Below are 19,159 nucleotides of genomic sequence, written 5' to 3'. Positions count from 1 at the left end.
CGTCTTTTCGTCAACGCAGAGCACCACCGCCCGCTCCGGCGGGTCCAGGTACAGACCGACCACGTCGCGGACCTTTTGAGCCTGTCAAGTTTTCTGCGTAAGTCGTCGCTTGTCTGATTGTTCGTTCGTCGGTGGGTGTGGTGGTTACAGGTAGCGTTCGATGCGTTCTGGGTAGACCAGGGCGAGTTGCTCGAGCGCTTTCATCCAGTTGGTGACCACCTGTCCTTCCACGAGTCGTCCAGGCGCTGTGCGGCAGAGTTTCTGGCCGCGTTCCTTGGCCCGTTCGGCGGCGCGTTTGTCCTCGATATTGCAGATCGCCAGCCACAGCAATTTGACCGCTGCGCTGTCGTTGGGGAATTGGCCTCGGTTCTTGATGACCTTGCGCATCTGGTAGTTCAGCGATTCGATCGAATTGGTCGTGTAGATCACCCGACGCAGCTCGGGCGGGAACGCCAGAAACGGGATGAACTGCTCCCACGCGCGTTCGAAAGCCATTGCCACCGTGGGGTTTTTCTTACCCAACTCCGACGCGGTGAACGCGTCCAACTCGACCCGGGCGGCCTCGGCATGGGGCGCGGTGTAAATCGGTTTGAGGGCCGCGGCCACTGCCTTGCGCTCACCGTAGGACACGAACCGCATCGAGTTGCGGATCAGATGCACCACGCAGGTCTGCACGGCGGCTTGGGACCAGGTGGCCGCGATCGCCTCCGGGAACCCGGTGAGCCCGTCGCAACACACGATCAGCACGTCTTTGATGCCACGGTTGGCCAGATCGGCGCATACCGACGCCCAGAATGAAGCGCCTTCGTTGGGCTGCACCCAGATCCCCAGGACGTGCTTGACCCCGGCCATATCGACGCCCACAGCGATATGGGCGGCCTTGTTACGGGTGTGGCCGCCGTCTTTGACCTTCACGATCATCGCGTCGAGGTAGATCACCGGATACAGCGGTTCCAGCGGCCGGCGCTGCCAGGCCAGCACCTCATCGGAAATCTCATCGACGATCTTGGAGATCGTCTCGTGTGATACTTCGGTTCCGATCGTGGAAGCCAGGTGAAATTGGATGTCCCGCAACGTCATTCCACCCGCATACAGGGAGATGATCATGTCGTCGAGCCCGCCGATACGCCGCTGGCCTTTAGGTACCAGCGTCGGAGTGAACGAGCCGTCACGGTCTCGCGGCACCTCCAGGGGCACCGGGCCGGCCTCGGTGAGCACCGTCTTGGGTGAGCTGCCGTTACGGGCGTTGGGCAGTACCGGGCCGATCGGATCGCCCTTCTCATACCCGAGGTGATCGGTCAGTTCAGCAGCCAGCCCACGTTCGAGGGCGAGCTTGATCAACCCCGGCAGCAGCCCGCCCTCACCGGTCAGGGCCACCTCGCCGGTGTCGATCTGCGCCAGCAGCTCATCGACTGCACCCGAAGCGCGAAGCGCCTCTGCCATCTCGACCGTGGAGCCGGCGCCAACCAGCGCCGCATCCACGTCCTTGCCTGTCGTCACGTCCTGCGATCCTTCCGTTAACAGGACTTACACAGACCATCTGACACGCCCGACCTTTTCCACGAACAGCGGATCCTTGGACAGTTTCCATGAATCCTGTTTGTGTGGAGCTAATCCGAATGCGCGCCAGACCCGCGAGACCATCGACTGACTCAAGCCCAGGTGATCGGCCATCGACCGCGTCGACCAATGCGTGGCATCCGGTGGAGTCGTTTCCAACGTTGCAGTGATCAGATCCTTGATCTGCTCATCACCCACGACACGCGGCCGGCCCGGGCGCGGCTCGTCGAGCAATCCGTCGCAGCGGTCGACGACGAACCGATTACGCCACCGACGCACCGTGGTGATCGACAGATCCAGCCGCCGCGCCAGTTCGGTATTGGACCCACCATCGGCGGCTGCCAACACAATTCGCGACCGCATCGCCAAGCCTGCAGCACTAGTCCGACGCCTGGCCCAACCCTCAAGCTCAGCCCGCTCATCACCGGTCAACACAATCTTGGCAGCACGCGGAGTCGGCACGACCCAGTCTAACAGCTAGATCGTAATTAATGACTCAGGACACTAGCGGTATACCGGCACTTCCAGAATAAGCATGCAATCCTGCGCGAACTGTGCGACTCCGCAATGACTGAGCTGTTCGCCGGCGCGCGACACGGCACGACGGCGAAGACCTCGTCGGAGGTCCTGCGCACCTTGGTCGAGCTGCATCCGGCTTTCGGCGCTCGGCACCGTGGCCTGCTGGCCGTCTACGCCCGCGAGCACCGCTCACTATCGCCGCTTGCCACCCGTGCCCTTCGGCGCCGACAGCGCAGCTATGAAGCCATCTGGGTCGATGCGCTGGTACTGGCGCGCGGCGATCTGGACGACACACGCGCACAGAGCCTGGTCGCCGCCGCGCTGTCTTTACTGAACGCGTCCGCGTACATGCCCGCGTCGCTGGACGACGCGACAGTCGAGGCGATGCTGGTCACCGCTGCAGCTGACGCGCTGTTCAGCGCGAGCAATGACCGGTTAGACATCCCAGGTGCGTAGCTTGTCAAGCTGCGGCGGGTTGGCGGTGAGCCCAGGCTCTGTGTTCGTCGTAGTGGGAGCGGTGGTTAAGACAGCCGTGCAGGATGCCGACGAGCCGGTTGCCCAGGGCGCGTAGGGCTTGGTGATGGAGGTCACCGGCTGCGCGGCGTTGGTCGTAGAACAGTCGGGCGCCGGGACTGCGGGTCAGCGCGCAGAAGGCCCACTGGTCGACTGCGTCATAGAGCCGTCGGTTGCGGATGTGGCGGGCCAGGACTGTGCGTTTGCGGCCTGATGCGATGGTCAATGGCGAGGTTCCGGCGTAGTTTTTGCGACACTTGGCGGTGGTGTAGCGGTTCGGGTCGTCCCCGAACTCACCGAGCACCCGGGCGCCGAGGATGACACCAAGTCCTGGCAGGGAGCGGTAGATGTCGGCGTCCGGGTGCGTCTCAAAACGCGCGGTCAGTTCTGTTTCGAGGTCGTCGATCTGACGGTTCAGTTCGACAATGATGCCCACTGTGGCCCGCGTGGTCGCGGCAAACGCAGCCGTGACGGCAGCGGGTGCGGCGAGCTGTTCAGACCGTAGCGCGGCTTGAATCTCGATTGCTCGGGTGTCGATATTGCGTTGGCGGCCAGCCGCTTTGAGTGCCGACCGGATCTTCGCCAGGCTCAAGCTGGCCGCCTGTCGTGGATCGGCCGCGCGTCCCAGGAGCGCTAGCGCGTCGCGATCGGCAAGATCAGCGAAGGCCGCTAACGCCGCGGGGTAGTACTCCCGTAGCGCCGAGCGCAGGGCGTTGGTGTGCCGGTTGCGGGTCCAGATCAGATTCTGATGCGCCCGTGCCAGCACCTTGATCGCCTCGGCATCGGGAGTGTCACCGGCAATCAGTCGGTGGTTGTGCCGATCTGTACGCACCAGATCGGCCAACAGTTTGGCGTCGGCTGCATCGGATTTGGCACCTGAGACCGCGTGGCGCTCCCGGTAGCGGGCCACCGCCAACGGATTGACCGCATACACCTGATAGCCGGCGCCGGTCAGCGCATCGACCCACAGACCGCGGTCGGTCTCGATGCCGATGATCACCTGAGCCGGCTCCTGAGCGTGGGTGGCGATCAAGTCATGCAGCAGCCGCATACCGGCTAGCCCTTCGGGAAACCGTTGTGCCGCCAGCTTCTTACCGGCCTCGTTCATCAGGTACAGGTCGTGGTGGTCTTCTGCCCAGTCGTCTCCGACGAAGAGCATCTCATCGCCTCCTTCAGCTCGCTGCGGATGAAACCGTTCGAGCCGAAGGACACCGGCGGCGACCTAATGGATCAGTGCTCGAGCGGCACGACATCCCATGAGCGCTATAGATGACCTCACCAAACCGGTCGGGGCACGATCTAACCCTAGAAATCGACCATCGCTCCAGGCGCACGGAGTGCTCACCGACCAGCGGCTCGGAGATCAGCGTCTCCCCGACGAATCACTATCCGTTCTAGGCTCGCCGATCACCACCCATTAGGCTCGGCAGCCGGCTGAGATTGCTCAGGTGTTGAAGCCGCCGCCGCAGATCACCACCTGTCCGCTGATGTAGTCCGACTCGGGAATGCACAGGAGGTAGACGGCACCCGCGCCGTCGTCTGGCGTTCCGGCCCTGCCTAGTGGGATGGCGCGTTCCATGGTGGCGAGAAGGTCGGGGTTGACGCCGACCGCTAGTTCGCGGCCCTGGATGTCGATCGTCCCGTCACCTCCGGCGGGAGTTTCGGTGAGGCGGGTGCGGATGAGTCCGAACGCGACCGCATTGACGGTGACGTTGTAGCGGCCCCACTCCTTCGACATCGCCTTCGTGAGCCCGAGGACGCCGGCCTTTCCCGAGGAGTAGTTCGCCTGACCGGCGTTGCCCCCTGTGCCCGCGATCGAGGAGATGTTGACGACCTTGCGGCAACTCACGTCGCCCGCTTCGCGTTCCTTCTTGACCGCCGCGCTGATCACCGGCTGGGCGGCGCGAAGTATCCGGAACGGTGCTTTCAGGTGCACGTCGAGGATCGCATCCCACTGCTCGTCGCTCATTTTCTGTACCACAGAGTCCCAGGTGTAGCCGGCGTTGTTGACGATGATGTCCACTCCGCCGTACTCATCGACGGCCGTTTGTACGAAGCGTTCGGCGAAACCGTCCTCGGTGACGCTGCCCGCACACACGACCGCGGCGCCACCGGCGGCTTCGATCGCGGCCACCGTCTCGTTCGCCGGCCCGGCGTCGAGGTCGTTCACGACCACCCTGGCGCCGTCGCCTGCCAGCTTCTCGGCGATGGCGCGTCCGATGCCACGCCCCGACCCGGAGACGAGCGCGATCTTGCCGTCCAGCTTTCCCATGTTGGGTTCGACCTTTCCGTAGGGGTACCACCGGCGCCGTGCCGGACGTTCAGCGTGCGTCGAGCAGCGATTCGGGGACGTCCGCCTCACGGGACCGCACGTACTCCCCGAACCCCTTGGCTTGCGCATCCGGGCGGGTCGACGACGCGACACCATCGCCGAGCAGGCCGTACACCACCACGTTGAGCGCTCGTAGATTCGGCAGCTCGAAGCGCTCGATGCGAAGGTTCGCCGCTTCCGGCCCGAGTAGCGTGCGAAGGCGCTCGACGCTGAGATACTCCCGTGCCCACGCGTAGCCGGGGTCGTCCCGGGCCCACAGCCCTAGGTTGGCGTTGCCGCCTTTGTCTCCGGATCGTGCGCCGAGAACTCGCCCGAGCGGCGCACGCCGCGTGGGCCCGGTGGGTGCGGGTGTACCAACAGGCGCGGCCGGCTCAGCCGAAGGCGCTACACCGGTGGGCGGGTCGGCGATCGCGTGCCGGTTTCCATCCGCGTCGACGAGTGTTTGGGTCAGGGCCGTGCGTGGCACGAGGGCCGGTCGGTAGATGCCGAACGCGGTCTCCGAGGACGGCGGCGTGGTCGTGTGAAAGCCGGCGAATCCGGCCAGTGCGATCTCCATGATGCCGCCGGAGAACGCCCGGCCCACCTTGCGCGGGTCGGCGTCCTTCACCGTCATACGCAGGTGCGCGCACGCCTGCTCGTTCGTCGGTGCATCGGCGACGTCAAAACGCAACAGCCTCACGTCGACTTCGTCGAAGGCTTCGCGCCCGCCGAGAACGTCGAAAAGCTGCTGTTCAGCGAAGGCCGCCTTCTCCTCGACGTCGAGGCCTGTGAGCACCATGGTCTTAGAGTTGCGGAATCCGCCCGCCTCGTTCAGCGCGACCTTGAGCGTGTCTGGCGGTGGACTGCCTCTGGTGCCGCTGATGCCGACACGGTGCTCACCCTGTTGGTTCAGGCGGATGGTGTCGAAATGGGTCACCACGTCTGGGCCGAGATAGGCGGGTTCGGCGATTTCGTAGAGCAATTGGGCGGTGACCGTCCCCACCGAGACCAGCCCACCGGTATTCGGATGCTTCGTGATCACCGATGAGCCGTCCTCGGCGACCTCCGCGATCGGAAACCCCGGATAGCGGCGGTCAGTGACCTCGTCCAGGAACGCGTAGTTTCCACCCGTCGCCTGCGGGCCGCACTCGATCACGTGCCCGGCGACCACGGCACCCGCGAGTCGATCCCAGTGGTCGGGTGCCCAATTGTGCCACCAGGCGGCGGGACCGACCACCAGCGAGGCGTCTGTGACGCGGCCGGTCACGACGACGTCGGCGCCCGAGCGCAGCGCCTCGGTGATGCCCCAGGCACCGAGGTAGGCATTGGCCGACACCGGTTTCTTCTCGCCGACGGGCGGCGTGATCGCGTCGAGGCTACCGCGCAGGTCGTCGCCCTCGACGTGTGCGATCCGTGCTGTGAGGCCGAGACGTGCGGACAGCTCGCGCAACGCGGCCGCCAGGCCAGCGGGATTCAGTCCGCCCGCGTTCGCGACGACCTTGATGCGACGATCCAGACAGGTGCCCAGCACTTGTTCCATTTGGGTGAGGAAAGTGCGAGCGTATCCGCCGTTCGGATCCTTGGCCTGGGCCTTGGTCAAGATGAGCATGGTCAGCTCGGCCAGGTAATCGCCGCACAGGACGTCGATCGGTCCGCCCTCGACCATCTCGCGGGCCGCGGCGATGCGGTCGCCGTAAAACCCGGAACAGTTGCCGACGCGGATCGGGACGCTCACCGCTGACCCCCTGCGAACTGGCCCGCCACGCGTCCGCCACCAGGGGGCCCCGCGAAGGCCTGGGCGATCGAGAGCCACTGGTCGGCCAGCGGGCCGTCGACGACCAAAGCGGTGTCATCACGGTGGCGGCGTTGGGTCACCAACAGGCAAAAGTCCAGCGCCGGCCCGCTCACGCGGTTGGTGGCGTCGGCTGGCCCCCACGTCCAGACGCTGCCGTCCGGAGCGGTCAGCTCGACGCGTACCGGGTCCGCGGGCAGGTCCAGACCGTTGGCCAGGTAGCTGAACGCGCGCGCACCCACCCCGATGTGGGCTACGTGACGCAGCCGTGCCGTGGCCGCGCGGGTCGCGCCGAGCGCGTCGGCGACGTCCTGGCCGTGCGCCCAGGTCTCCATGAGTCGCGCGGTGAGCGACGAGACCGCGCTCATCGGCGGCCCGAACCACGGCAGGCGGGTCGCCGGGTCAATGTCCGCGAACGCCGCAACGAGGGCTGCACGCGACGTGTCGAACCACGCGAGCAGGTCGGCAGCCGGCATCTGACGGTAGCGCTCGGCGATGACGTCGGGTGAGATACTTCCGTCGGCCATCATCGGCAGGTAGTCGCCGCTGAACCCGTCGGGGTCGGTGGCCGAGCGCACCGCCACGTCGTCGAAGAACGCCAGATGACTGATCTGGTCGCGGATCATCCAGCCCACGGCCGGAGTCGGCGCGTCCCAGCCGCGCGGACCTTCGGTCAGCGGCGCGACCAATCCGCGTAGGGCGGCCGTCTCCGCTTCGATGTCGGTGATAACCGACTGCATGCTCACCGCCATGTCAGCGTCCCTTCCACTGTGGTACGCGCTTCTCGCGGAACGCCGTCGGGCCTTCCTGCGCATCGTCGCTCAGATAGACCGGCTCCCATATCTCGTCTGCCAGGTCGTAGGCGGCGGCGAGGTGATGCTGTGCCGAGAGGTACACGGTGCGCTTGGACGCGAGCACGGACAGCGGTGCGTTCGCGGCGATGCTGAGCGCCAACTGCTGGGTACGCTCACGCAACTGATCGGCCGGCACCACCTCATTGACCAAGCCGACCTGGTGGGCGCGCTCAGCGGTGATCGGGTCGCCAGTCAGCAATATCTGCATGGCGACGCGGGGCGGAACCAGCCACGACAGCGGTGCCGCCCACGGCGACCCGCGACCGACCTTGACCTCGCTGACCGCGAACGTCGCGTGTTCGGCAGCCACCACCAAGTCGCACTGCTGCGCGAGCAGGAAGCCCCCGGCGAACGCGACACCGTTGACCGCCGCGATCGTCGGCTTCGCGACATCGATGTTGCGGCCGAACTGCGGAGCGAAATCCTTCGGCGGCACCTTGAGCGCGTTCTGCGCCATCTCCTTCAAGTCCCCGCCTGCGCAGAACGCCTTCTCACCCGCACCGGTGAGGACGAGCACCTTCGCCGCGTCGTCGTCGTTGAAGCGCCGCACCGCGTCGAACAAACCGGTGCGCACAGCGTTGTTCAGCGCGTTGCGCGCCTCGGGCCGGTTGATCGTCAGCCACGCGACGCTTTCGACGACCTCGTAGCGAATCGGTTGCTCGGCCACCGAGCCTCCGTCCCTCACCGTCGCCTCGCATGTGAGAGGCAGTTCACCCCTGCACCTCGACAAACGGGTCGGCCAGCTCAACGGTGGCTTCACTCGGCACGCACGGACCATCTTCGCTCGAGACGAGCAACTCGAGGTCAACGAGGCGCCGTCCGCCATCGTCGCGTTTGGCCACGACCTTGCCGCTCAGGGTCGCGGTCTGGCCCGGGTAGATCGACCGGACCATCGAGATTTTGCGGCGTCGGATGAGCGCGTCGGGTCCGGCCCATTCGTTGAGGCCCCGGTCGATGAAGCCGTGAAAGAAGAGAGTCGACAGGTAGATCGTGCGCTGGCCCTGACTCCGGGCGTACTCCGGGTTGTGGTGGCCGGGGAACCAGTCCCACGTTGAGGCCGCGTTCATGCAGATGCGCTTGTACGTCACCTCGATGGCAACCGTGGGCAGTGAGTCACCGACGGAGACCTCGTCAAACAGCAGAGCGGGACGCGCGGCCGCTCCCGTATCGCTCGAGTTCACGACGGCTCGCCGTCCGCGTCGGTGTCATATCGGAACAGCACGTTGGTGTTGCGCCCGATGATCTCGCCGTGCTGATCGGAGAACGTACTCACCGTCGTGATGAACACGCCGGTGCCCACCCGCGTCGTCTTCGGTTCGGAGATCGAGGCCACCTCCTCCACGATCGACACGTGATCGCCCACCCGGGGCCGGCGTTCGAACTCCGTCGTCGTCGAGGCGTTGATGATGTGGTGGCCCGGCAGCGGCACGCTGAGCGCCAGCAGCATGTCCGTGCGCGTGAGATGCTCCGGCGCCCACTGCGGCGCGAAGCCAAGGGTCATCAACAGCCCGGGCGGGCAGTCCTCACCCTCCCAGTAGCTGGGATTGGCATCCTCGACGAGCGAACAGTAGTACAACACCATCGAGCGATCGATCGGGAACCACGCGCGTCGCGGTCCCGTGCGATGACCGACCCACGCCCGGCCCTCGTCGACGGTCCCGAATGTCATCCCGAGGCCGGTGACGTCGCTCGTTGGCGCGCTCACCGGGCCACCTGCACGACGGCGCTCCCCTTTATCGCGGGTTCGCCGGTCTGGCGCGTGACGTCGAGTTCGACGTCCGCTAGCTGCTGGCCTTGGGCTTCTCGCACGCCGGTCACCTTGCCGGCGAAGGTAAGCACGTCGCCGGGCCACACCTGCCCGGTGAAACGGATCCGGAACGATCGGATGTTGGCCAGCCCCACCCAGTCGGTCAGCCGCTGGGCCAGCATGCCGCCGTGCAGCAGTCCCATACCGAACACACCGGGCATGCCGGCGGCACGGGCGAACTCCTCGTCGTGGTGGATCGGGTTGAAGTCGCCGCCGGCACCGGCGTAGCGGACGATGTGCGAGCGGGTCAGCGGACCGAACTGTGAGCTCGGCATCTCGTCGCCGATGGCCAACGCCACCGGCGCGGGGGATGTCGTCATTGGGTGGAGCCTCCGGTTTCGATCAAGACGTCGGTCTGGCGCACGACGAGTTCGTGGCGCTGGTTGGTGAAGTCGGTCTCGATCGTCACGATTGTCATGGTGCCGCCGCGCTTGCCCTCGCGGCTGGTCACGTTCGACACCCGGCGCGTCTCAGTGAGCTCGTCGCCGACGAACACCGGCGCGAAATATTCCCAGCCGCACTCACCGTGCAGTACGCGGCGCAGGTCGAGCCCGAAGGCGCCGAACATGTCGTCGTCGACGCGCCAGTGAGCCGAGGAGACGACGAAGGTGGGCGGAGCGGGGATCGCGCTGAAGCCGGCGGCCCGGGCCGCTGCGGCGTCCTGGTAGATCGGGTCGTGGTCGTCGAGGGACAGCGCGAACTCGCGCACTTTGGACCGGTCGACGGGAAATGTGGTGCTCCCGAGTTGCGTCCCGATAAGCGAGGCGTCAGCCACTCTGGTCACCTTTCCCGCCGGCGAAGGCCGGCGCACAATCGCGAATGAGGCTGCCAAGGTTCTCAGCGATCCGTTCGGGTGCGAGCCCGATCGAGGGTGAGTAGAGAATGATGTGGTCCAACACGCCTTCGTAGCGGCGCAACCCGTCGCGCACCTCGGCTGCGGTGCCGGCGACGGCCATCGCGTCGATCATGTCGTCTGTGACGGCGGCGAACATGGCGGGCAGGTCGCGCTGTGCGAACGCCTCGCGGATCGCCGCCCCCTGCCTAGCGAAGCCGCTCACATCAAGCACGTGCTGGTAGCTTTTCACGGACGAGTAGAACGCGATCTGCTGCGCGGCCTCACGACGTGCGATCTGAGCGTCTTCGTGCACCGAGCAGATGACCATGGAGACGATCTCCACGTCGGCGGGGTCGCGCCCGGCCCGTTCCGCGCCGCGTACGACGGCCGGGCGGGCGACCTCCTCGACGTAGGTCGTGGTGAACAGCGGATGACCGGCCAACCCGTCGGCGACGCGCCCGGCTACCTCGCACATCCGCGGACGCACGCCCGCAGTGATGATCGGGATCGCTCGCTTCGGCGGCGGGACTTCTCCCGTGGGAACAAGGTTGAGCCGGTAGAAGCGCCCCTCGTGGTTCACTGGGCCTTCGTGCAGGTTCCAGATCCGTCGGATCAGCGGGACCAGTTCCTCCATGCGCACGGCGGGTGACGAGGTGTCCGCGACACCATGCCAGTCGCTCATCATGCGGCGTGTGCCGTTACCGAGGCCGAGGACAACACGCCCGTCTGAAAGCTCGTCGAGGTCGCGCGCTTCGGTGGCCAGCACCAGTGGACTACGCCCAACGCCGTACAGGATCGACGACCCCAGGCGGCAGTGCCGTGTTCGCGCGGCCATCGCGGCCATCGAGATAGAGCCGGAGCGCGAGTAGAACTCGGATGCCCAGGCGGCGTCGAATCCGGCGCGGTCGGCGGCCACGGCTGTATCGACGAGGGTCGCCAACTCCGCGCCGAGCACGGAGATGCCGTACGTACTCAAGACGCCGCCAACCGGAATCGCACCAGCCCTAGGTCCTCGCTCACGCGCTCGAACACTGCGCGCACTCGCGCGCCGATGACGACGTCGTCGGGTGCCACGCCCTCGAGACTTGCCAACAACTGCGGCCCCTCGTCGAGTCGGACGAGCACGACCACGTACGGCTCGCTCCGCGGAAACGAATCCCACGGACGGCGGTACACCGGCGCGAAACTGATGACCTCGCCGGTGCCCGCAGCAGTCTCCCAGGCCAACTCGGCTTCATAGCAGACCGGACACACCAGCCGCGGGTACAGGAACGGGTGACCGTTCGCGCACCGCTGGAAGACAAGTACCCCGCAGGCCGCCGCGGCGAAATAGCGTCGGTTGACGTCGGTCAGCGGCGGCAATGCCTCCGGATCGTGCAGACCGTCGAGGAAACTCGAAACCGTGGTCATGACGCCCCCTCCATCACCATGCTGACGTGACTGCACAGCATCGAGCCGTAGCTGTGTACGAACGCAGTATCCGCCCCGAGCACCTGACGGCCCTCGGCGCGACCGGACAACTGCCAGTAACCCTCAAGGATCTGCGAAATGCCAGAGGAGGTCCCGGTGTGCCCGAACCGGATCAGACCCCCGTCGGTGTTCACCGGCAGGTCACCGCCCGGATCGGCGCGCCCGTCACGGTAGAAACCGCCCGCCCCGCCGGGTTTCACGAAGCCCGCCTCCTCCAGGATCATCGCTGGGTTGGAGGCGAAGGCATCGTAGAGCAGAGCGATGTCGACGTCGGCCGGCGCCCGTCCGGAGCGCTCGAACGCCATCGGACCCGACCTAGCGGCCCCGGTGCGACCCGGCCGGGCCAACGACGTCAGGAAGCCGTGAGTGTGGCCCTCTCCAAAGCCCAAAACGTGGACGGGCCGGTGCTTGCCCTCGCGTGCTCGACGGGCAGAACCCAGCACCAGCGCTCCACCACCCTCGCAAGGAATCGAACAGTGGTAGAAGTGAAACGGTCCTGCGATCGGCCGGGACGACATCACGTCGTCGACGCTGAGGCGCTCAGCGTCATGAGCGATCGCCGCGGGGTTCAACGCAGCCCAACGGTCTTGCGACACGGTTACCTCGGCGATGTCGGCCTTGCCCTGGCCGGTTTCGTGCATCCACGCCTGCGCGATCAGGCCGTAGAGCGCGGGAACTGATGGCCCGTAGGGCATTTCGAACGCGTGGTCGCACACGAGCGACATGAGTTCGCGTCCGCCGTCGCGTATCGGCGGGAACTTGCCCGCCGATACGACAAGTACCGTTTCAGCCTCGCCTCGGGCAATGACGTTACTCGCCACACGGGTCATGGCGAGATGGGTCCCGCCGCCGAGTTGACAAGTCATCTGGAGCTTCAGATTGTGCAGACCAAGGTAGTCCATAAGGTCCTCGGACAGGAAGATCGAGCCTTCGTTCGTCATCGGCCCAGCGCATACGAGTCCGTCGACCTCATCCGCCGAAACCCCCGCATCGGCAAGCGCCGCCACCGCGGCGCGCACGTGCATTTCGGTGGATGTGTAAGGGACTTTCCTGCCCGGAGTGAGCTCGGCGGCGCCGATGATGGCCGGCTGATCGTAAGACACCCGCACTCCTCTCAACCCCCGCACTCAGCGACGGTCCCAATGTTAACAGTGGTTAGCATAGAGTTCTCAAGTCGTCCAGGTAAACCCTTCTCGCCTCTCGCATGCCCAGCAGCGGATTTTTGCGAAAATTGTTGCGCCCCTTACCTAGGGCTCGATGAGGACTCGGCTCACGCGCGGGTTCAGTATGTCTGAAAACGTGCGCGGCCCGGGTCAGTGGTCAGCCAACTTTCAGATCGACGCGGACAAGTGCGGGGCCCGAAACTGCCGGAAGTGCCGGGTAGTGAGAGATTCCCCAGAATGTGAGCCGTGTTTAGCTGCGCACAGGTGCGGGGAAACGCGATACCCATGCCGATGCTGAACCAGCACATCGCTTCGCGACTGACAGCGAGTCAAGCGCGCTACTACTGCCGCGCACTCAGTTCCGAGCCAGATGAAATCTGGGACATTTCGCGGTCGTCAAAGTAGGTGCCGACACCACGCTCGACTTGGTCGACGCGAGTATCGATTTCAACGGGCAACACGATGGGTTCCTCGTGACCAAAGAGCAATTCTACGAGATCCTTATCTCGCGTCCGGGCTCGCGACCAACCCTACCGTTCCGAGCCGATGCACGACGATCCGAATTTGACCGATCGCTGCGACAACTGAAGTGCGGCTACTTCGACGACTGCACGGCCACAATCTCGAAATCCTCACGCACTCGTACGGCGGCGGCGCAGAAGCCGCCCAGGTGCACTCCTCCTCGTGTCAGTCATCGAAGACATCTGCCGGGACGCCGATAGAAACTAGGGCGGTTCGACGCTGAAAATCGAAACGGGAGCGGATGCTCACGCACAGGGCACGGGTGTCCCGGCCGGCGTGGATGGGCCGGGACTCGTCACCACTTTCGACCTTGCTGCGCTGTTGTTTCCGAGGGGCGCCCGCTACTCGGGTGACGAGCACTCAATGGCCATTTCGGGCTGAAACGAGTTCAAGCCGCGACTCACAAGGCGCAGCGCGAACCGAAGTCGATGAGAGCCGCGTTCCCGCCGGGATCGGCGAGCATATGGAAGCCAAACAATTCAAGGGCGTCTGAAATAGCTGGGGGACCGACCGGTCCAGCGTTTCAAAGCGTGTATGAAGTTTGCGGGGTCGGTGTAGCCGAGCTCTGCCGCGATCTCGCTTACCGACACTGATCGGTCGAGGAGTCGCACGATCGCCCGCTCCTGCATGAAGGTCTGACGCAACTCGCGGAAGGTGGTCCCCTCCTCCGAGAGGCGCCGTTTCAAGGTGCTCGTGGACATCGAGAGCTCGCCTGCGGCACGGCTGCTGCTCGCCTGTGCGAGATCCTTCTCCAGAAGCTGTCTTATTTGATCAGTGAACGACGCATCACGCTGCCGGTCGAGAACGCGCTGCAGGTCGGCGACGGCAATCCGATACGCAACAGGATCCGAGAATCGACAGACCTCGTCAAGCGTGTCCACGGGTACGTGAATAAACGAGGTAGGGGCGCCGAAGAAGAGGCGCCCGGTCGGCGTTTCCTTGTCCGAAACCCAGCCACCCGGGGCTGACTGACTTAGATGCAGTTCAACACTGGGTACAGCACCGGCTAGCATGTTGAGCATCCGCAGCAATGCGAGTCCGCCGTAGGTAACGGCCAGACAATTCAGGCCAACGTCACCTGTGCGGCCCGTGAGCCCGATCGTTAGTCCGCGTTCAGTCGAGTGGAACGACGGGCTCAGGGCAGTCGTTATCACTGGCAGATAGGCCAGCAACTCGACGACCTCGGCTACGGAGCCCGCACTGACCAGGGGAACGCTGAGTGCCCCGAATGACGTCAGCTTGGCATGTTCAGCGAATGCGAAACCCAGACGGGTGCCGTGATCAACGTTGAAATCGGGATATATCTCTTTAAACCATCTTAAGGGGACCTGCGCGTCGGGTCCGACCAACATCGACTCGTTGACGTGCTCTCGAACCATGATGTCACGGAGAGCGTCCACCGCCTCACGCCCGAGCGCGTCGCTGTCGAGCATCTGAAGGAAAGCCAGCGCTGGCATGCCCGCGTCTTCGAGCTCCACAGCCCACCCCCTTGTGAGCTAAATCCACACTTCTCTGACTGCTTCGAACATAGCGATACCGATTGCTCACGGCAACAATTGGAAGGTGGATACGCGAGTAAAGGACGGGCAGTTATGGCAGTCGTAACCTTTGTCTCTCACGATGGTGAGTCGTACGAAGCGACCCTTGTCGAGGGTCAATCGTTAATGCAGATCGCGCTGAACAACGCGGTACCCGGAATCGACGGCGATTGCGGCGGGGAAGCCGCCTGCGGCACGTGCCACGTGATCGTGGACCACGAGTGGTCGGACAAGGTGGGTAGCTCGGGAGCGATCGAAGAAGACATGCTCAGCATGCATCCCGAGCGTCAACCAACTTCGAGACTGTCGTGCCAGATGGCCGCGTCTGAGGCTTGGGACGGTTTGACCGTCGAACTGCCCGAATTCCAACTGTAAACCACGAGAGGGGAGTAAAAGATGAGTATTTCCTCAGCAGTCACCGCGAAAGTACAGTCCACGCTGCCCGTGAAGATGCAACTGAGGGGCGCTCACGGCTACGACAAGATGCGCCGGTTGATCACCGGGACGAACGGCCAGAAGTTGTTCACCGAGACCCCCATCCCGCCGGTCGAGGACGTCGACTTGGCTGATATCGATCTCAGCAACCCGTTCCTCTACCGTCAGGGTCGCTGGCAGTCCTACTTCGAGCGGGTGCGCAACGAGGCTCCGGTGCATTACCAGGCGAAGAGTCCGTTCGGTCCGTTTTGGTCGGTGACCCGGCATGAGGACATCATCGCCGTGGACAAGAACCACGAGGTGTTCTCGGCGGAACCGTTCATCATCATTGGCACTCCGCCCCGCTTCATGGACGTCGCGATGTTCATCGCGATGGACCCGCCGCGCCACGACCGCCAGCGCGCCACCGTTCAGGGAGTTGTGGCGCCGAAGAACCTGCGTGAGATGGAGGGGTTGATCCGCTCACGCGTTCGGGAGGTGTTGGACGACCTGCCGGTGAACGAGCCGTTCGAGTGGGTACAGAACGTCTCTGTCGAGCTGACCGCACGCATGCTGGCGACGCTGTTGGACTTCCCGTACGAGCGGCGCCGCAAGCTGGTGGAGTGGTCGGATCTGGCCGGCTCCATGGAGCAGGCCAACGGTGGTCCGTCCGACAACGACGAGATTTTCCGCGGCATGGTTGATATGGCGCAGGGGCTCGGTGCGCTCTGGCGCGACAAGGCAGCTCGAACGGCCCGCGGGGAAGAGCCCGGATTCGATCTGATCACGATGCTGCAGAGCAACGACGAAACGAAAGATCTCATCGACCGCCCGATGGAGTTTCTGGGCAACCTGCTGCTGCTGATCATCGGGGGCAATGACACCACGCGTAACTCGATGAGTGGCGGGGTGCTGGCCCTCAACGAGTTCCCCGACCAGTTCGAGAAACTGAAGGCGAATCCCGACCTGATCCCCGGAATGGTTCCCGAGATCATCCGGTGGCAGACCCCCTTGGCGTACATGCGGCGCGTCGCGAAGAAGGACACCATGCTGAACGGGCAGTTCATCCGCAAGGGCGACAAGCTGGTGATGTGGTACGCCTCGGGCAATCGGGATGAGCGTGTCTTCGAGCGGCCCGACGAGTTGATCATCGATCGAAGCAACGCCCGCAATCACATCGCCTTCGGGTTCGGCGTGCACCGGTGCATGGGCAACCGGCTCGCCGAGCTTCAGCTGCGGATCCTGTGGGAGGAACTGCTCCCACGCTTCGAGAACATCGAGGTCATCGGCAAGCCTGAGTACGTGCAATCGAATTTCATTCGGGGCATCAGCAAGTTGATGGTCCGCCTCACCCCCAAAGAGAGTGCATGACGCCCGAACGGGCGGTGATCGTCGGAGCCAGCCACGCCGGCGCGCAGCTGGCGGGCAATCTCCGGCGTGACGGTTGGGCAGGCGAGATCGTCCTGATCGGGGATGAGGGGAAACTGCCATATCACCGTCCGCCGTTGTCGAAGACCTACCTGGCCGGTAAGAGCAACCTCGACGAACTCCTGATCCGCAGTGCCGATTTCTACCCCAAGCAGGACATTAAGCTTGTGCACTCGACCGTGGATTCGATCGACCGGGCCGCGGGGCGCGTGTTATTGGATACCGGTGACACGGTGAGCTATACCAAGCTCGCGTTGTGTGTCGGCGCGAGGGCTAGGCAACTGCCGATTCCGGGGGCGGACCTTCGCGGGATTCACTACCTGCGCACCGCGGCTGACGTCGAATCGATCCGAGCAGCTGCTGTACCCGGCCATCGGGTCGTAATCGTGGGGGGCGGCTACATCGGGTTGGAGACAGCGGCCTCGTTGTGTTCGCTGGGCATGCAGGTCACTGTCCTGGAGGCGACGGATCGTGTACTTGAACGGGTCACCGCGCCGGAAGTGTCCGCGTTCTTCACGCGGATCCACCGCGACGCGGGCGTGGACATCAGAACTCAGGCCCTCGTCGAAGCCTTCACCGGCAACGGCAACGTGCGAGAGGTAGTGCTGGCGGACGGCGCATTACTTCCTGCCGATGTGGTGATCGTCGGTATCGGCGTGGTACCCAACACCGAACTCGCTTCAGCCGCAGGATTATCCGTCGACAACGGCATCGCGATCGATGACCAGGCCCGCACCAGCGATCCGGACATCGTGGCCGCCGGCGACTGCACCAGCCACGTGATGGCCCGATACGGTTCACGCATTCGGCTGGAATCGGTGCCGAGCGCCGGCGAGCAGGCCAAGATCGCCGCGGCGACCATCTGCGGGAAGCGCAGCGCCATCGCTGCGCTACCGTGGTTCTGGTCCGACCAGTACGACCTCAAACTCCAGATCGCCGGTCTGAACACCGGATACGACGAAGTCGTACTCAGCGGCGAACCATCGCACCATAGAGAATTCAGTTGCTTTTACTTCCGCGATGGCGAACTCATCGCCGCCGACTGCGTCAATCGACCACGCGATTTCATGCTTGCTAAACAGGCCATCACCAAACGTCTTCCCACCGACCGCGCCGAACTGCTCGCCGGTTCAGCTTGAACCGCCAAACGTCTCGGAACGGGGGTTGATCAGCTCAGCAAGGACGACTCCTCACTGGTGAGGAGTCGTCCAATCCGGGGGCAGTCCCGGTCTCCTTATACGTCACCCGCGAGTGCTCATCGACCGCGTGATTGACGTTGGCGTATTCCACGCCGCTGTGGTTGCGCTGACATGGCGGCCCGGCTTTTTGATCATCGAGACGCACCAGGTCCCGGGCTCGGAGTGCTCACAGCGATATGGTGTGGTTCGGCGCACCACCAAACCTGGTGTTCTGGTCTGGAGCCATCCAGTAGCGGCCAAGCAACGCCTCGACCTTCGAGCGCGACATGCCTAGATGTACGGCGATGTCATGCGGTCCAGCGACGTCTGAAACGCACATTGATGATTCGCGCTGGCCCGTCCGCGAATTGCACGTAGCGCGCTTCTTACAGACGAGAAAGCCTCGCAGGCCAAGTCGTTCGGAGCACAATTTACGTTCGGTGCTGATGTCGGGAGGTTCAGCTCGAGTAAGTGAATCAATGCTAACATCACGGGCGGTGCTTCGACTCCGCAGGCGTCGTGCACGGTCCAGACAACCACCCTTTTCCGCGAAAGGAAGGTCGGCTATGAGTCTGACGGTCGCCTACGGTCGCAGAAGGGGCGATGAACGTCGAGCGCGGATTCTGACGGCAGCCGCGCAGATTATCGCGGACCGCGGATATCATTCCGCATCGATGGCCGATATCGGCGATTCCGCCGGCGTCGTCGGTCCGGCGATTTACCGACACTTCGAAAGCAAGGCAGGCTTGCTGGCGGCGCTATTCGAGCAAGTGATCGACACGCTACTGCAGCGTGCTTCCTCGATCGTCGAACAGAGCCGTGACGACGCCGAGGCACTGACCACCCTCGTCGCGGACCATGTAGCGCTCGTTTTGGACCAACGCGAACTCGCCATCGTCTACTACCGCGAATTTCACAATCTGGCCGCGCAGCAGCGCAGTCAGTTACGTCGCAAACAGCGTCTATATCTCGAGGAGTGGGTGCACGTCCTCAGTGAGCTCCGCCCCGAACTTGACGAGACAGGATTACGAGCTGTAGTCCACGGCGCAATTGGAGCGATTCAGTCGACGTTGCAATACCGCGAAACCGGTATGGCCGCCGAACGCATTTCGGTTCTACTTGCCGATTTGGGGCATGCCGTTCTTGGTGTCGCTCGAGTTTAGATGATGAAGACCATTACTGGCTCTTCATGATTGAGGGTGTAGAACGGTCAGCTGCTGTCGGCCTGTGATTGGGGTGTCTGGTTGGCTGGGTG

The 19,159-nt window shown here is 64.2% G+C and carries 18 protein-coding genes and 2 pseudogenes; 5 read left to right on the top strand and 15 right to left on the bottom strand.

The annotated features are described in order from the left end of the window. Positions 1–144: 144 nt before the first annotated feature. Together ACJH7A_RS28640 and ACJH7A_RS28635 are read right to left on the bottom strand one after the other, a co-directional pair. A complete protein-coding gene (locus ACJH7A_RS28640) occupies positions 145–1,500 on the bottom strand; it encodes an IS256 family transposase (protein WP_406785044.1) in 1,356 nt (451 codons plus the stop codon). Between the two features lie 51 nt (positions 1,501–1,551). Continuing rightward, positions 1,552–2,022 (bottom strand): annotated as a pseudogene (locus ACJH7A_RS28635) (IS630 family transposase); the annotation flags it as partial. Positions 2,023–2,067: 45 nt separating this feature from the next. On the opposite strand from ACJH7A_RS28635, the pseudogene ACJH7A_RS28630 reads away from it, so the two are divergent. Beyond that, a pseudogene (locus tag ACJH7A_RS28630) lies at positions 2,068–2,535 on the top strand (TetR/AcrR family transcriptional regulator); the annotation flags it as partial. Positions 2,536–2,539: 4 nt separating this feature from the next. Here ACJH7A_RS28630 and ACJH7A_RS28625 read toward each other — a convergent pair. The 13 genes from ACJH7A_RS28625 to ACJH7A_RS28565 form a co-directional block, all read right to left on the bottom strand. Then, positions 2,540–3,751, bottom strand: coding sequence for an IS110 family transposase (locus ACJH7A_RS28625; protein WP_212807986.1), 1,212 nt, complete (start codon positions 3,749–3,751; stop codon positions 2,540–2,542). A 285-nt stretch (positions 3,752–4,036) separates the two neighbouring features. Beyond that, entirely contained in the window at positions 4,037–4,864 is an 828-nt protein-coding gene (locus ACJH7A_RS28620; RefSeq protein ID WP_406785043.1) for an SDR family NAD(P)-dependent oxidoreductase, read from the bottom strand. Between the two features lie 49 nt (positions 4,865–4,913). Next, on the bottom strand, positions 4,914–6,638 hold the full coding sequence (locus ACJH7A_RS28615; protein ID WP_406803176.1) for an acyclic terpene utilization AtuA family protein: 1,725 nt from the start codon (positions 6,636–6,638) through the stop codon (positions 4,914–4,916). Beyond that, the gene (locus ACJH7A_RS28610; protein ID WP_293024101.1) at positions 6,635–7,447 is read right to left on the bottom strand and encodes a TIGR03084 family metal-binding protein; all 813 of its coding nucleotides are present in this window, start codon (positions 7,445–7,447) and stop codon (positions 6,635–6,637) included. The genes ACJH7A_RS28615 and ACJH7A_RS28610 overlap by 4 nt, the downstream gene beginning before the upstream one ends. Position 7,448: 1 nt before the next feature. Continuing rightward, positions 7,449–8,216, bottom strand: coding sequence for an enoyl-CoA hydratase/isomerase family protein (locus ACJH7A_RS28605; protein ID WP_293024104.1), 768 nt, complete (start codon positions 8,214–8,216; stop codon positions 7,449–7,451). A gap of 43 nt (positions 8,217–8,259) precedes the next feature. Then, complete coding sequence (locus tag ACJH7A_RS28600) at positions 8,260–8,730, bottom strand: MaoC/PaaZ C-terminal domain-containing protein (RefSeq protein WP_293024106.1); 471 nt, start codon at positions 8,728–8,730, stop codon at positions 8,260–8,262. Next, positions 8,727–9,218: a MaoC family dehydratase N-terminal domain-containing protein gene (locus tag ACJH7A_RS28595; protein ID WP_293024133.1), complete on the bottom strand. Its 492-nt coding sequence runs from the start codon at positions 9,216–9,218 to the stop codon at positions 8,727–8,729. Before ACJH7A_RS28595 ends, ACJH7A_RS28600 begins: the two co-directional genes overlap by 4 nt. A gap of 32 nt (positions 9,219–9,250) precedes the next feature. Then, positions 9,251–9,676 carry a MaoC/PaaZ C-terminal domain-containing protein gene (locus tag ACJH7A_RS28590; RefSeq protein WP_293024110.1) on the bottom strand — a complete coding sequence of 142 codons (426 nt, stop codon included), beginning with the start codon at positions 9,674–9,676 and terminating at the stop codon, positions 9,251–9,253. Then, complete coding sequence (locus ACJH7A_RS28585) at positions 9,673–10,131, bottom strand: MaoC family dehydratase N-terminal domain-containing protein (RefSeq protein WP_293024113.1); 459 nt, start codon at positions 10,129–10,131, stop codon at positions 9,673–9,675. Before ACJH7A_RS28585 ends, ACJH7A_RS28590 begins: the two co-directional genes overlap by 4 nt. Continuing rightward, positions 10,124–11,167, bottom strand: coding sequence for an LLM class flavin-dependent oxidoreductase (locus ACJH7A_RS28580; RefSeq protein WP_293024116.1), 1,044 nt, complete (start codon positions 11,165–11,167; stop codon positions 10,124–10,126). The genes ACJH7A_RS28585 and ACJH7A_RS28580 overlap by 8 nt, the downstream gene beginning before the upstream one ends. Further along, a complete protein-coding gene (locus ACJH7A_RS28575; protein ID WP_293024118.1) occupies positions 11,164–11,601 on the bottom strand; it encodes a Zn-ribbon domain-containing OB-fold protein in 438 nt (145 codons plus the stop codon). Before ACJH7A_RS28575 ends, ACJH7A_RS28580 begins: the two co-directional genes overlap by 4 nt. Beyond that, positions 11,598–12,764, bottom strand: coding sequence for a thiolase family protein (locus tag ACJH7A_RS28570; RefSeq protein WP_260939856.1), 1,167 nt, complete (start codon positions 12,762–12,764; stop codon positions 11,598–11,600). Before ACJH7A_RS28570 ends, ACJH7A_RS28575 begins: the two co-directional genes overlap by 4 nt. Before the next feature lie 1,061 nt (positions 12,765–13,825). Then, on the bottom strand, positions 13,826–14,824 hold the full coding sequence (locus ACJH7A_RS28565; RefSeq protein ID WP_293024121.1) for an AraC family transcriptional regulator: 999 nt from the start codon (positions 14,822–14,824) through the stop codon (positions 13,826–13,828). 114 nt (positions 14,825–14,938) lie between these two features. On the opposite strand from ACJH7A_RS28565, the gene ACJH7A_RS28560 reads away from it, so the two are divergent. The 4 genes from ACJH7A_RS28560 to ACJH7A_RS28545 all read left to right on the top strand — a co-directional run bounded on the left by ACJH7A_RS28560 (position 14,939) and on the right by ACJH7A_RS28545 (position 19,067). Further along, positions 14,939–15,259 carry a 2Fe-2S iron-sulfur cluster-binding protein gene (locus ACJH7A_RS28560; protein WP_293024124.1) on the top strand — a complete coding sequence of 107 codons (321 nt, stop codon included), beginning with the start codon at positions 14,939–14,941 and terminating at the stop codon, positions 15,257–15,259. Positions 15,260–15,280: 21 nt separating this feature from the next. Beyond that, complete coding sequence (locus tag ACJH7A_RS28555; RefSeq protein WP_293024127.1) at positions 15,281–16,669, top strand: cytochrome P450; 1,389 nt, start codon at positions 15,281–15,283, stop codon at positions 16,667–16,669. Beyond that, the gene (locus ACJH7A_RS28550; protein WP_406785041.1) at positions 16,666–17,865 is read left to right on the top strand and encodes an NAD(P)/FAD-dependent oxidoreductase; all 1,200 of its coding nucleotides are present in this window, start codon (positions 16,666–16,668) and stop codon (positions 17,863–17,865) included. Before ACJH7A_RS28555 ends, ACJH7A_RS28550 begins: the two co-directional genes overlap by 4 nt. Positions 17,866–18,470: 605 nt before the next feature. After that, positions 18,471–19,067 (top strand): TetR/AcrR family transcriptional regulator, encoded by a 597-nt coding sequence (locus ACJH7A_RS28545; RefSeq protein ID WP_293021518.1) that lies wholly within the window; start codon positions 18,471–18,473, stop codon positions 19,065–19,067. Positions 19,068–19,159: the final 92 nt, after the last annotated feature.

Origin of the sequence: Mycobacterium sp. SMC-17, from assembly GCF_045310915.1 — a bacterium.
GTDB lineage: Bacteria > Actinomycetota > Actinomycetes > Mycobacteriales > Mycobacteriaceae > Mycobacterium.
Note: the sequence above shows the minus strand (reverse complement) of the source record. Positions and strands in the feature narration are given on the sequence as shown.